This window comes from Kitasatospora sp. NPDC058478, from assembly GCF_042720345.1.
In the GTDB taxonomy this organism is placed as follows: domain Bacteria; phylum Actinomycetota; class Actinomycetes; order Streptomycetales; family Streptomycetaceae; genus Kitasatospora.
Window position 1 is genome coordinate 15676 of sequence record NZ_JBHXML010000029.1, and the last position, 12088, is coordinate 27763.

General features: G+C 73.2%; 13 protein-coding genes. 7 read left to right on the top strand and 6 right to left on the bottom strand.

Annotated elements, in window-relative coordinates; genetic code table 11:
* Positions 1–167: 167 nt before the first annotated feature.
* The 3 genes from ACFWPT_RS17885 to ACFWPT_RS17895 form a co-directional block, all read right to left on the bottom strand.
* Positions 168–695 carry a histidine phosphatase family protein gene (locus ACFWPT_RS17885; RefSeq protein ID WP_063349631.1) on the bottom strand — a complete coding sequence of 176 codons (528 nt, stop codon included), beginning with the start codon at positions 693–695 and terminating at the stop codon, positions 168–170.
* Between the two features lie 159 nt (positions 696–854).
* Positions 855–977: an SGM_5486 family transporter-associated protein gene (locus ACFWPT_RS17890; RefSeq protein ID WP_279634939.1), complete on the bottom strand. Its 123-nt coding sequence runs from the start codon at positions 975–977 to the stop codon at positions 855–857.
* Between the two features lie 67 nt (positions 978–1044).
* Positions 1045–2331: a CynX/NimT family MFS transporter gene (locus tag ACFWPT_RS17895; RefSeq protein ID WP_380482671.1), complete on the bottom strand. Its 1287-nt coding sequence runs from the start codon at positions 2329–2331 to the stop codon at positions 1045–1047.
* Between the two features lie 135 nt (positions 2332–2466).
* Here ACFWPT_RS17895 and ACFWPT_RS17900 point away from each other — a divergent pair, with 135 nt between their 5' ends.
* The gene (locus tag ACFWPT_RS17900; RefSeq protein ID WP_371519514.1) at positions 2467–3141 is read left to right on the top strand and encodes a FadR/GntR family transcriptional regulator; all 675 of its coding nucleotides are present in this window, start codon (positions 2467–2469) and stop codon (positions 3139–3141) included.
* Between the two features lie 77 nt (positions 3142–3218).
* Here ACFWPT_RS17900 and fabI read toward each other — a convergent pair whose 3' ends face one another.
* Both fabI and fabG read right to left on the bottom strand, forming a co-directional pair.
* Complete coding sequence (gene fabI, locus ACFWPT_RS17905) at positions 3219–3986, bottom strand: enoyl-ACP reductase FabI (RefSeq protein WP_371519511.1); 768 nt, start codon at positions 3984–3986, stop codon at positions 3219–3221.
* Between the two features lie 2 nt (positions 3987–3988).
* The gene (gene fabG / locus ACFWPT_RS17910; protein WP_063349627.1) at positions 3989–4708 is read right to left on the bottom strand and encodes a 3-oxoacyl-[acyl-carrier-protein] reductase; all 720 of its coding nucleotides are present in this window, start codon (positions 4706–4708) and stop codon (positions 3989–3991) included.
* 314 nt (positions 4709–5022) lie between these two features.
* Here fabG and ACFWPT_RS17915 point away from each other — a divergent pair, with 314 nt between their 5' ends.
* From ACFWPT_RS17915 to ACFWPT_RS17940, 6 genes are all read left to right on the top strand, one after another.
* Entirely contained in the window at positions 5023–6168 is a 1146-nt protein-coding gene (locus ACFWPT_RS17915) for an MBL fold metallo-hydrolase (protein ID WP_380482674.1), read from the top strand.
* 127 nt (positions 6169–6295) lie between these two features.
* Entirely contained in the window at positions 6296–7897 is a 1602-nt protein-coding gene (locus ACFWPT_RS17920) for a TldD/PmbA family protein (RefSeq protein ID WP_380376491.1), read from the top strand.
* On the top strand, positions 7897–9294 hold the full coding sequence (locus ACFWPT_RS17925) for a metallopeptidase TldD-related protein (RefSeq protein ID WP_380482676.1): 1398 nt from the start codon (positions 7897–7899) through the stop codon (positions 9292–9294). The genes ACFWPT_RS17920 and ACFWPT_RS17925 overlap by 1 nt, the downstream gene beginning before the upstream one ends.
* 32 nt (positions 9295–9326) lie before the next feature.
* Complete coding sequence (locus ACFWPT_RS17930) at positions 9327–9875, top strand: RNA 2'-phosphotransferase (protein ID WP_380482741.1); 549 nt, start codon at positions 9327–9329, stop codon at positions 9873–9875.
* 209 nt (positions 9876–10084) lie between these two features.
* The gene (locus ACFWPT_RS17935; RefSeq protein WP_380482678.1) at positions 10085–10480 is read left to right on the top strand and encodes a DUF3099 domain-containing protein; all 396 of its coding nucleotides are present in this window, start codon (positions 10085–10087) and stop codon (positions 10478–10480) included.
* A 277-nt stretch (positions 10481–10757) separates the two neighbouring features.
* Entirely contained in the window at positions 10758–10994 is a 237-nt protein-coding gene (locus ACFWPT_RS17940) for a hypothetical protein (protein WP_380376486.1), read from the top strand.
* Between the two features lie 60 nt (positions 10995–11054).
* On the opposite strand, the gene moaA is transcribed toward ACFWPT_RS17940, so the two are convergent.
* The gene (moaA, locus tag ACFWPT_RS17945; protein ID WP_380482680.1) at positions 11055–12044 is read right to left on the bottom strand and encodes a GTP 3',8-cyclase MoaA; all 990 of its coding nucleotides are present in this window, start codon (positions 12042–12044) and stop codon (positions 11055–11057) included.
* Positions 12045–12088 lie beyond the last annotated feature (44 nt).

Sequence of the window (12088 nt, forward strand, 5' to 3'; positions counted from 1 at the left end):
GGCGGCGGCCGTGGTGCCGGGCTGATGTAGCTCTTATGGCCTTATGCCCCTGTGGGGGGGCGCGGGGCCGTGGCCCCCCCGCCCCTCGTCGTCATCGAAGCCCGAAGCCCGGAGCAACGGAGCCCGGAGCAACGGAGCCCGTACGGAACCCGGAGCTCCGTACCGGGTCAGTCCTGCGGCGTGTAGTACGAGACCAGCGCGGCCGCGCCCGGCTCGACGCCCTTCCACGAGCCGCTGAAGCTGAGCACCGCGATCGCCGCCGTCGGGAAGCCGCCGAGCCGCAGCCGCTCCAGCGCGTCCCGGTCGCCCGCGTCCCCGGCCAGCACCTGGGTCAGGCCCAGCACGCCGGGGTTGTGCCCGACCAGCACCACGTCCGCGTACTCCTCCGGGGTCTCCTGGAGGACGGCGATGATCTCGCCGGGGCTGGCCTCGTAGATCCGGTCCTCGTACACGGTCTTGCGGGCCCGCTTCGGCAGCTCGTGCGCCGCCAGCTTCCACGTCTCGCGGGTGCGCAGCGCGGTGGAGCAGAGCACGTACTCGGGGTTGATGCCGGAGTCGACCAGCCAGCGGCCGGCGTCCGGGGCCTGGTGACGGCCCCGGTCGGCCAGCGGCCGCTCGTGGTCGTCCACGCCGTTGGGCCAGTCGGCCTTGGCATGGCGGAGAACGATGATCCTGCGGGACGTGTCGGCGCTCATACCCAGCAAGCTTGGCAGAAAAGCCGCTCCGGGGCGCGATGCTCCCGGATGCCGCCACTCGCAGGGGTGGCGGGTGTCATCATCCGCCGTTCGTCCGGCCCTTCCGATAAACGGGGGTGGCCGGTGAGCGGCGGTCGTGCGGGGGGGGGATGGACCGGATCAGCCTATGGCGGCGGCGACGGAGGCGATGATCGCCACCAGCACCACGATGCCGGCGATCGCCAGGGCGATCTGACCGAGCTGCTTGCGGCCGTCGGTCGGGTTGGGATCGAGAACGGGCATGTCCGGGATTCTTCCACCCCGAACACGCCCGTCGGTCACCGACCCCTCGGCGTTGGCCGGCCCTTGGTCAGGCCTTGACCTGCGCCACGGGGTGGACCGCCTCGTCCTCGATGTGCCGGGCCATCGCGGCCCGCAGGCCGAACAGCATCTGCGGCACCAGCAGCAGCGCCAGGAAGCCCAGCGGGCCGTACCACTCACCGGTCATCTGGTAGATCCGGCCGATCAGGATCGGGCCGGGGATGGAGATCAGGTAGCCGACGCCCTGGGCGAAGGCGGAGAGCTGGGCGACCCCGCCGGCGGTGCGGGCGCGCAGCCCGATCATCGTCAGCACCAGCGGGAAGGCGCAGTTGGACAGGCCCACCAGGACCGCCCAGAGCCACGGCGCGCCGGCCGGGGCCAGCGCCAGCCCGGCGTACCCGGCGATGCCGCAGGCGGCCAGCACGACGACGAACAGCCGCTGGTCGCCGCGGCGGGCGGCCAGGTTGGGCAGCACGAAGGAGACCGGCACGCCGATCACCATGGTCACCGCGAGCAGCACCCCGGAGGTGCCCTTGTCGACGCCGGCGTCCTGGAAGATCTTCGGCATCCAGCCCATCACCACGTAGGCGCCGGTGGCCTGGAGGCCGAAGAAGCAGGCCATCGCCCAGGCCGTCCGGCTGCGGGTGATCGGCAGCCTGGCGGCGGCCGCCCCGCCCGCGCGCTCGCCGCGCTCGCGCTTGGTCAGCAGCACCGGGAGCCAGAGCAGCAGCGCCAGCGCGGCGAGGCCGGCCCAGACGCCCAGGCCGTAGCGCCAGTCGCCGCCGAGCGCGCTGGTCATCGGCACGGTGACGGCGGCGGCCAGCGCGGTGCCGGCCGACAGCGCCATCGAGTACAGGCCGATCATCGGACCGACCTTGTCCGGGAAGTAGCGCTTGATCACCACCGGGATCAGCACGTTGGAGACCGCCACGCCGGCCAGCGCGAGCGCAGTCAGCAGCAGGAACACCGCGGTGCCGCCGGCGAAGGAGCGGGACAGCACGCCCAGGGTGATCGCGCCCATGCCGGCGGTGATCACGGCGATCGGGCCGATCCGCCGGGCCATCGAGGGCGCGGCGAAGCCGAACAGGCCGAAGCAGAGCGACGGGACGGCGGTGAGCAGCCCGGCGAGCGTCGGGTTCATCCCGAGGCCGGCGCGGACCTGGTCGAGCAGCGGTCCGAGGCTGGTGACCACGGGGCGCAGGTTGAAGGCGGCGGCGGCGATCGCGACGGCGAACAGCCAGCCCAGGTGCTTGCCGGAGGAGGGCGTGGAGGGCCGCTCGGTCTGCGGCCGGGCCTCGGTTCGTGGGGAGGCGGTGGTGTCTGCTGCGGGAGGCATGGGCACCATCATAGAATGATGGGATGAATCGGCGCACCTTCGAATTGGCATGATGTGCCGACCCGCACCCCCACCGGACGCCGGCCCTCCCACCCGCCGGCCCCGTCCATCGAACCGTAGCCGCAAGGAGTACCCGTGGCGCTGTCCTCGCCGAGGCGCACCCCGCTGTCCGACCAGGTGATCGCGCAGCTGCGCGCCCAGATCACCTCCGGGGAGTGGCCCGTCGGCTCACGCATCCCCACCGAGGCCGCACTCGTCGAACAGCTCGGCGTCGCCCGCAACACCGTCCGCGAGGCCGTCCGCGCCCTCGCCCACAACGGGCTGCTCGACATCCGCCAGGGCTCCGGCACCTACGTGCTCGCCACCAGCGAGCTGGCCGGGGTCATGCACCGCCGCTTCGCCGACGCCGACCAGGCGCAGGTCGCCGAGCTGCGGGCCGCCCTGGAGACCTCCGCGGCCGGCCTCGCCGCGGCCCGCCGCACCGACCGCGACCTCGGCCTGCTGGACGCCGCGCTGGGCCGCCGCGAGAGCGCCTGGCACTCCGGCGACGCCGAGGACTTCATCCAGGCCGACGCCGCGTTCCACCAGGCCGTCGTCGCCGCCGCCCACAACGACGTGCTGGCCGCCGTCTACGCCGACCTCGGCGAGGTCACCCGCGCCCACCTGCGGCACGACGTCGGCCCCGAGCTGGTCGCCGAGCGCTACATCGGCCACGCCACCATCCTCGACGCCATCCGGGCCGGCGACGCCCAGCGCGCCTCCGTCGAGGCCGGCCGCGCCATCGGCGCGTGCACCCCCGCCGACGCCTGAGGCGCCCCGGCACGTCCTGGAACGCCGCTGCCCGGCACCCCCACGAGGGTGCCGGGCAGCGGCGTGCGGCGAAGCGGTCAGGCGCCGATGGCGTGCAGACCGCCGTCGACGTGGATGATCTCGCCGGTGGTCTTCGGGAACCAGTCCGACAGCAGCGCGACGATGCCGCGGCCGGCCGGCTCCGGGTCGGTCAGGTCCCACTTCAGCGGGGAGCGGTGGTTCCAGGTGTCCGCGAGGTCGCCGAAGCCCGGGATGGACTTGGCGGCCATCGAGCCGAGCGGGCCGGCCGAGATCAGGTTGCAGCGGATGTCCCGCTCGCCCAGGTAGCGCGCCAGGTAGCGGTTGGTCGACTCCAGGGCGGCCTTGGCCGGGCCCATCCAGTCGTACTGCGGCCAGGCGAACTGCGCGTCGAAGGTGAGGCCGACGACCGAGCCGCCGTCCTGCATCAGCGGCAGCAGCGCCATGGTCAGCGACTTCAGCGAGAAGGCCGAGACGTTCATCGCGGTGGCCACGGACTCCCACGGGGTGTCCAGGAAGTTGCCGCCCAGGGCGTCCTGCGGGGCGAAGCCGATCGAGTGGACGATGCCGTCCAGGGTCGGCAGGTGCTCGCGGACCGTGTCGGCGATGCCCGCCAGCTCCTCCGCGCTGGAGACGTCCAGCGGCAGCACGGTGACCGGCTTCGGCAGCTTCTTGGCGATCCGCTCGGTCAGGCTCGGGCGCGGGAACGCGGTGAGGATGATCTCCGCACCCTGCTCCTGGGCGAGCTTGGCGGCGTGGAAGGCGATGGAGGACTCCATCAGCACACCCGTGATCAGGATGCGCTTGCCCTCAAGGATTCCAGTCATGCTCAGTGACCCATGCCCAATCCGCCGTCCACGGGAATGACGGCTCCGGTGATGTACGCGGCCTCGTCCGAACCGAGGAACCGCACGGTGGACGCGACCTCGGCGGGCGACGCGTAGCGGCCCAGCGGCACGCCCGAGACGATGTCCGCGCGGCGCTCGTCGCTGAGCACAGCGGTCATGTCGGTGTCGACGAAGCCGGGGGCGACCACGTTGACGGTGATGTTGCGCGGGCCCAGCTCGCGCGCCAGCGACCGGGCGAAGCCGACCAGGCCCGCCTTGGACGCGGCGTAGTTCGACTGGCCCGGCGAGCCGGACAGGCCCACCACGGACGAGATCAGCACGACGCGGCCCTTGCGGGCGCGCATCATCAGCTTCGAGGCGCGCTTGACCACCCGGAAGGCCCCGGTCAGGTTGGTGTCCAGGACGGAGGTGAAGTCCTCCTCGGACATGCGCAGCAGCAGGGTGTCGTTGGTGATGCCCGCGTTGGCGACCAGCACCTGGACCGCGCCGTGCTTCTCCTCGATCTCGGTGAAGGCGGCGTCGACCTGCGCGGCGTCCGTGATGTCGCAGCGCACCGCGAGGACGTCGTACTTCTGCAGGGCCTCCGGCACCTCGCCCGAGCGGCTGGTGATGGCGACCTTGTCACCCGCCTCGGCGAAGGCCTGGGCGATCGCGAGGCCGATGCCCCGGTTTCCTCCGGTGACGAGAACCGAGCGGCTCAACGATCCACCTCTCTCCGTGTGTGCGGACGTACGTCGGAACGCGTACGCAGTGTGACGCTATCGGGCGGTCGGCGGTGTCGGCGCATCGGGCTCCCACAGCGCCGCACCGGAGGAACTGTCGCAATCCGACAATCCGTACCCGCAGCGCCCCGCACCTGCTCAGCCGCCCTGACCGAACCACGGCCGGAGCCCAGCCGGCGCCGCCGTACGGGAACAACACGGCCCCGCGCACCCGTTGCCCCCGTGGTGCGGGCCGACCCGGGACCGGCCGTACCGATCCCCGAAGGGTCCCGCGAGGAACGAAGGCAGGGCGCATGACCAAGGCACGGCCCAGGAGCACCCACCGGAACGGACGGCTGCTGGCCCTGACCGCCCTCGCGGCCGGCCTGGGAGCGGCCGCCTGGTCGCTGCGCGACCTGCCGGCGGCGTTCGGCCGGCGGCCGGACGGCGAGCACGAGGAGCGGGTGCGCGACTCGCCGCAGTACCGCGACGGCGTCTTCCACAACGCCCCCTCCACCCTGGCCCGGGCCACCACCGCCCCGGACATCGACCGCGGCACCATCCGCCGGATGCTGTTCGAACGCGAGGGCCGCGTCCCCGCCCACCCCGTGCCGACCGTCCGCCCCGCCGGCGGCCCCGGCCCGGCCGCCGAGGGCGTGGCGATCACCTGGTACGGGCACGCCTCCGCGCTGGTGGAGATCGAGGGCTCCCGGGTGCTGCTCGACCCGATCTGGAGCGAGCGCTGCTCCCCCGCCGCGCACGTCGGCCCCAAGCGGCTGCACCCGGTGCCGGTGGAACTGGAGGAGCTGCCGCAGGTCGACGCCGTGCTGATCTCGCACGACCACTACGACCACCTGGACATGGCGACGGTCAAGCGCCTGGTGCGCAGCCAGTCCGCGCCGTTCGCGGTACCGCTGGGCATCGGCGGCCACCTGCGCCGCTGGGGCGTCCCGGAGCACCGCATCATCGAGCTGGACTGGGACGAGACCTGCACCCTCGGCGACCTGGTGCTCACCCTCACCTCGGCGCACCACTTCTCCGGCCGCGGCCTGACCCGCAACACCACCCTGTGGGGCTCCTGGGTGATCGCCGGCCCCGACCGCAAGGTCTTCTACACCGGTGACTCCGGCTACTTCGAGGGCTACGCCCGGATCGGCGACCGGCACGGCCCCTTCGACGCCGCGCTGGTGCAGATCGGCGCCTACGACGCCGCCTGGGCCGACATCCACATGACCCCCGAGGACGCCGTGCGCGCCCACCGCGACCTCCAGGCGGGCCTGCTGGTGCCGGTGCACTGGTGCACCTTCAACCTGGGCCTGCACCCGTGGGCCGAGCCGATCGAGCGGGTGCTGGCCGAGGCCAAGGCGCAGGCCGTCCCGCTGGCCGTGCCGCGCCCCGGCGAGCGGGTCGACGTGGACAACCCGCCGGAGCTGGACGGCTGGTGGGAGAGCGTCGGCTGACCGACCGGCCACCACGGCGGCGCACCGGCCGAAATGCGCTGGCCGAAACCCCCTGGACCAGCCATGATGCGGTGCGGGCGCCCCTGTGCGGCGCCGCACCGCCACCCTCCGCGACCAGGGAGCACGATTGCCTCCGATCCCTCCGGCCGACAGCGTCGGCGCCCCGCACGGGCGCGCCGTCGACCCGCTGTTCCTCGCCTTCCCGCTGCGCACCCTCGCCGACGCCGCCCTCACCCGGGCCCGCGAACTCGGCGCCGCCCACGCCGACTTCCGCCTGGAGCGGGTCCGCAGCGCCTCCTGGCGGCTGCGCGACGCCCGCCCGGCCGGCACCTCCGACAGCGTGCAACTCGGCTTCGCCGTCCGGGTGCTGCTGGACGGCGCCTGGGGCTTCGCCGCCGGGGTGGACCTCACCGCCGACGCGGCGGCGCGGGTCGCCGAGCAGGCCGTCGCGGTGGCCCGCCTGTCCGGCGGGATCAGCCGGGCCGCCGGCTCCGCCGAACGGGTCGAGCTGGCCGACGAGCCGGTGTACCGGGACGCCACCTGGGTCTCCTCCTACGAGGTGAACCCCTTCGAGGTGCCGGACGCGGAGAAGACCGCACTGCTCGCCGAGTGGAGTTCGCGGCTGCTGGCCGCCGAGGGCGTCTCGCACGTCCAGGCGAGCCTGCTGACCGTCCAGGAGAACAAGTTCTACGCGGACACCGCGGGCACCGTCACCACCCAGCAGCGGATCCGGCTGCACCCCACGCTGGAGGCCACCTCGGTGGACGAGCGCACCGGGGCCTTCGACTCGATGCGCACGCTGGCCCCGCCGGTCGGACGCGGCTTCGAGTACCTCACGGGGGTCCGGGGGCCGTCCCCCGACGGCCGGGGCCTGCCCGCGACGGGCTGGGACTGGGACGCCGAACTCGCCGAACTGCCCACCCTGCTCGCCGAGAAGATGAAGGCGCCGAGCGTCCGGGCCGGCCGCTACGACCTGGTCATCGACCCGTCCAACCTCTGGCTGACCATCCACGAGTCGATCGGCCACGCCACCGAGCTGGACCGCGCCCTCGGCTACGAGGCCGCCTACGCCGGCACCTCCTTCGCCACCTTCGACCGGCTCGGCTCGCTCAGGTACGGCTCCGAACTGATGCACGTCACCGGCGACCGCACCGCCGAGCACGGCCTGTCCACGATCGGCTACGACGACGAGGGCGTCGCCACCCAGTCCTGGGACCTGGTCAAGGACGGCACCCTGGTCGGGTACCAACTCGACCGCGGCATGGCCAAGCTGAAGGGCTTCGAGCGCTCCAACGGCTGCGCCTTCGCGGACTCCCCGGCCCACGTGCCGGTGCAGCGGATGGCCAACGTCTCGCTCCAGCCCGCCGCCGACGGCCCGGACACCGAGGGCCTGTTCGCCGGGGTGGAGAACGGCCTGTACATCGTCGGCGACCGCTCCTGGTCGATCGACATGCAGCGCTACAACTTCCAGTTCACCGGCCAGCGCGCCTACGCCATCAAGAACGGCGAACTCGCCGGCCAGGTCAAGGACTTCGCCTACCAGGCGACCACCACCGACTTCTGGGGCTCGATGACGGCGGTCGGCGGCCCGCAGACCTACGTCCTCGGCGGCGCCTTCAACTGCGGCAAGGCGCAGCCCGGCCAGATCGCGGCGGTCAGCCACGGCTGCCCGTCGGCGCTGTTCCGCAACGTCAACGTGCTCAACACCCAGCAGGAGGCGGGTCACTGATGACCGCGATGCAGCCCCACGAACTGGTCGAGCTGGCACTCGGCCTCGCCCGCGCCGACGGCTGCGTGGTGATCGCCGACGAGGAGTCCACCGCCAACCTGCGCTGGGCCGGCAACTCGCTGACCACCAACGGCGTCACCCGCGGCCGCCGCCTCACCGTGATCGCCACCGTGGCCGGGGCCGAGGGCACCGCCTCCGGCGTGGTCTCCCGCGAGGCCGTCACCCCGGACGAGGTGGAGGGCCTGGTCCGCGCCGCCGAGGAGGCCGCCCGCGCGGCCGGCCCGGCCGAGGACGCCCAGCCGCTGGTGGCCGACCGGCCGTCCTCCCCGGACTTCACCCGGCCGCCCGCCGAGACCTCGATCGCGGTGTTCGACGCCTTCGGCCCGGCTCTCGGCGAGGCCTTCGCCCGGGCCGCCGCGCAGGGCGAACTGCTGTACGGCTTCGCCCGGCACGAGGTGGTCAGCAGCTACCTGGGCACCTCCACCGGCCTGCGGCTGCGCCACGACCAGCCGACCGGAATGGTCGAGATCAACGCCAAGACCGCCGACCTGTCCGGCTCCGCGTGGGCCGGCGCCGCCACCCGGGACTTCTCCGACGTGGACGTCACCGCCCTGCACACCGAGCTGACCAAGCGCCTCGGCTGGGGCGCCCGCAAGGTGGACCTGCCGGCCGGCCGGTACGAGACGCTGCTGCCGCCCTCGGCCGTCGCCGACCTGATGCTCTGCCTCGCCTGGTCCGCCGTCGGCCGCGACGCCCACGAGGGCCGCACCGTCTTCTCCAAGCCCGGCGGCGGCACCCGGATCGGCGACAAGCTCGCCGGGCTGCCGCTCACGCTGCGCACGGACCCGGCCGAACCCGGCCTGGAGTCGGAGCCGTTCGTCCTCGCGCACTCGACCGGCGGGGACATCTCGGTCTTCGACAACGGCCTGCCGATCGACGCCACCGAGTGGATCCGCGAGGGCGTGCTGGCCGACCTGGTCACCAGCCGCCACTCCGCCGGCCTCACCGGCCTGCCGCTGCGCCCGTTCGGCGACAACCTGGTGCTGGAGACGGCCGAGCAGGACAGCGCGCCGACCCTGGACGAGATGATCGCCCGCACCGAGCGCGGCCTGCTGCTCACCTGCCTCTGGTACATCCGCGAGGTGGACCCGGCGACGCTGCTGCTCACCGGTCTGACCCGGGACGGCGTCTACCTGGTCGAGAACGGCGAAGTCGTCGGCGCGGTCAACAACTTCCGGTTCAACGAGTCCCCGGTGGACCTGCTGGACCGGATCACCGAGGCGGGCCGCACCGAGCGCTGCCTGCCCCGCGAGTGGAGCGACTACTTCACCCGCACCGCGATGCCACCCGTGCGTGTCGCGGACTTCAACATGAGTTCGGTCAGCCAGGCCTCATAGCCACTGACCAACGGGGGGATACGAGAGACATGATGGACGAGAAGCGGCTGGTCAAGACGAGCAAGATGCTGTCGCGCATCCTGCGGCACGAACCGGAGCGGGTGGGCGTCACGCTGGACGAGTCCGGCTGGATCCGGATCGACGTGCTCCTCACCGCCCTCGCGGCGAAGGGCAACCGGCTGACCAGGGCCGATCTGGACCACGTGGTGGCGGCCAACAACAAGCGCCGCTTCGGCTACTCCGCGGACGGTCTCTCGATCCGCGCCAACCAGGGCCACACGGTGGCGGTCGACCTCGGCCTGGCCGCCACCGTGCCGCCCCCGGTGCTCTACCACGGCACCGCCGACCGCCACCTGGCGTCGATCTTCCGGGAGGGCCTGCGCCCGATGGCCCGGCAGGACGTCCACCTGTCCGCGGACACCGAGACCGCGGTCCGGGTCGGCGCCCGGCACGGCCGCCCGGTGGTGCTCACCGTGAACGCGGCCGCGATGGCGGCGGCCGGCCACGAGTTCCGGATCAGCGACAACGGCGTCTGGCTCACCGACGCCGTCCCGCCGCAGTTCCTCTCCCGGCGGTCGTGAGGCCCCTCGCCCCGCCGTTCCGCTTGCCCGTCCCGATTGCCCGTCCCGATTGCCCGTCCCGATTGCCCGTCCCGATCGGCCGGACAGTCCCTTCGCACACCCGACCGGGTGGGTCCGCCCCACCCGGTCTCGTCGTCCCCGCTGCCCAGGCGTACCGTGAGGAGGCCGCGCGGCGAGTCGCGCGGGAGCGTGGACGAGGGCGGTAGGACATGGGCAAGAGCGCCGACGGTGGACAGCAGGTCCACCGGATCACGGGAGCGCGGAGCAGCCTCACCGAGGACGTCCGCGGGCGGCAGCGCCGCTACGTGGTCTCGATGCTGCTCCGGACGGTCTGCGTGCTGCTCGCCGTGGTGCTGTGGGACGTCCAGCGGTGGCTGGCGTTCGCGGCGCTGGCCGGCGCCGTGCTGCTGCCGTACTTCGCCGTCCTGATCGCCAACGCGGGCCGGGAGCGGGCGCCGGGACTGCCGAGCACCTTCGACATCCCGCTGGACACCCCGCTGATGCTCGGCCCCGGTGGGACGGGTGGGAGGGGTGGGGCAGCTGGGGCCCCCGGTACAGGAGGGGCAAAGACCGCTGCCACCGATCCTTCACAGGGCCAGAACTGACCGTCCGTTTCGCGACGTTTCGAGAGAATCCGGCTCGAAGAAAGCTCAGAAGAAGCTCAGATTAATCATGCAAGACCTCCCCATCCGAGGCCCCTGGCGTGACATACTGCGTACGCGCTCCGCATCCCCCGTCGGAGCGACGGACCGACGCCGGGCGGCTCCCCCCGTGGCTGCCCGGCGTCGCCATGCCCGGATCCGGGCGGGCTCCCTCCGGGCCGCGCGGAGCGCGTGAAACACTGGCGGTGCAGACCACCCGCCTAGCGCTGAGGACGACCCGATGGACACCCCGCAGACGCCGATCTGCTCCGCCAAGGGCTGCCGGGCGGACGCCCGTTGGGTACTGGTGTGGAACAACCCCAAGCTGCACACCCCGGACCGCCGCAAGACCTGGCTCGCCTGCGACGAGCACCGTGAGCACCTGTCCCAGTTCCTCGGCGTGCGCGGCTTCCTCAAGGAGGTCGTCGCCTTCGCCGACTGGACCCCGGACCCGTCCGAGTCGTCCGAGACGCCCTGACCGCCCGAGACACCCTGGCCGCCCGGGGCGCTCCTGGCCTCCCACGCCGTCCGAGGCCCGCTAGCCGCCGATCGCCGACATCGGTCGCTCGGGCTGGTGGAACTCCGGGTCGTCGATCCCGGCCCCGGCCTTCTTGCCCCACATCGCCGCCCGCCACAGCGCGCCCAGCTCGGCGTCGTCCGCGCCCGAGCGCAGGGCGGTGCGCAGGTCCGTCTCCCCGGTCGCGAACAGGCAGTTGCGCACCTGCCCGTCGGCGGTCAGCCTGGTCCGGTCGCAGGCCCGGCAGAACGGGCGGGTGACGGAGGCGATCACGCCCACCTGGGCCGGGCCGCCGTCCACCAGCCAGCGTTCGGCGGGCGCCGCGCCCCGGCGGGCGGACGGCTCCGGGGTGAGCGCGAACCGCGCGCGGAGCAGGTCGAGGATCTCCTCGGCGGTGACCATCGCGGAGCGGTCCCAGCCGTGCTGGGCGTCCAGCGGCATCTGCTCGATGAAGCGCAGCTCGTAGCCGTGCTCCAGGCACCAGGCCAGCAGGTCGGGCGCCTCGTGGTCGTTGACCCCGCGCATCAGCACCGCGTTCAGCTTGACCGGCGTCAGCCCGGCGGCCTCGGCGGCGGCCAGCCCGGCCAGCACGTCCTGGTGGCGGTGGCGGCGGGTGAGGGTGTGGAACACCTCGGGGTCGAGGGTGTCCAGCGAGACGTTGACCCGGTCGAGCCCGGCCTCGCGCAGCGCCGTCGCGGTACGGGCCAGCCCGATGCCGTTGGTGGTGAGGGACAGCTCGGGGCGCGGATCCAGCTCCGAGCAGGCGGCGACGATGGCGACCAGGCCGGGGCGCAGCAGCGGCTCGCCGCCGGTGAAGCGGACCTCCCGGACGCCCAGGTCGCGCACCGCGAGGGTGACCAGCCGGACGATCTCCTCGTCGGTCAGCAGCTCGGGCTTGGCCAGCCAGCGCAGGCCCTCTTCCGGCATGCAGTAGGTGCAGCGGAGGTTGCACCGGTCGGTGAGGGATACCCGCAGGTCGACGGCCTGGCGTCCGAAGGTGTCGAGCAGCACGTGCGTCCCTTCCCGAGAATGCGGCCGGCCCGGCCACCGTCACG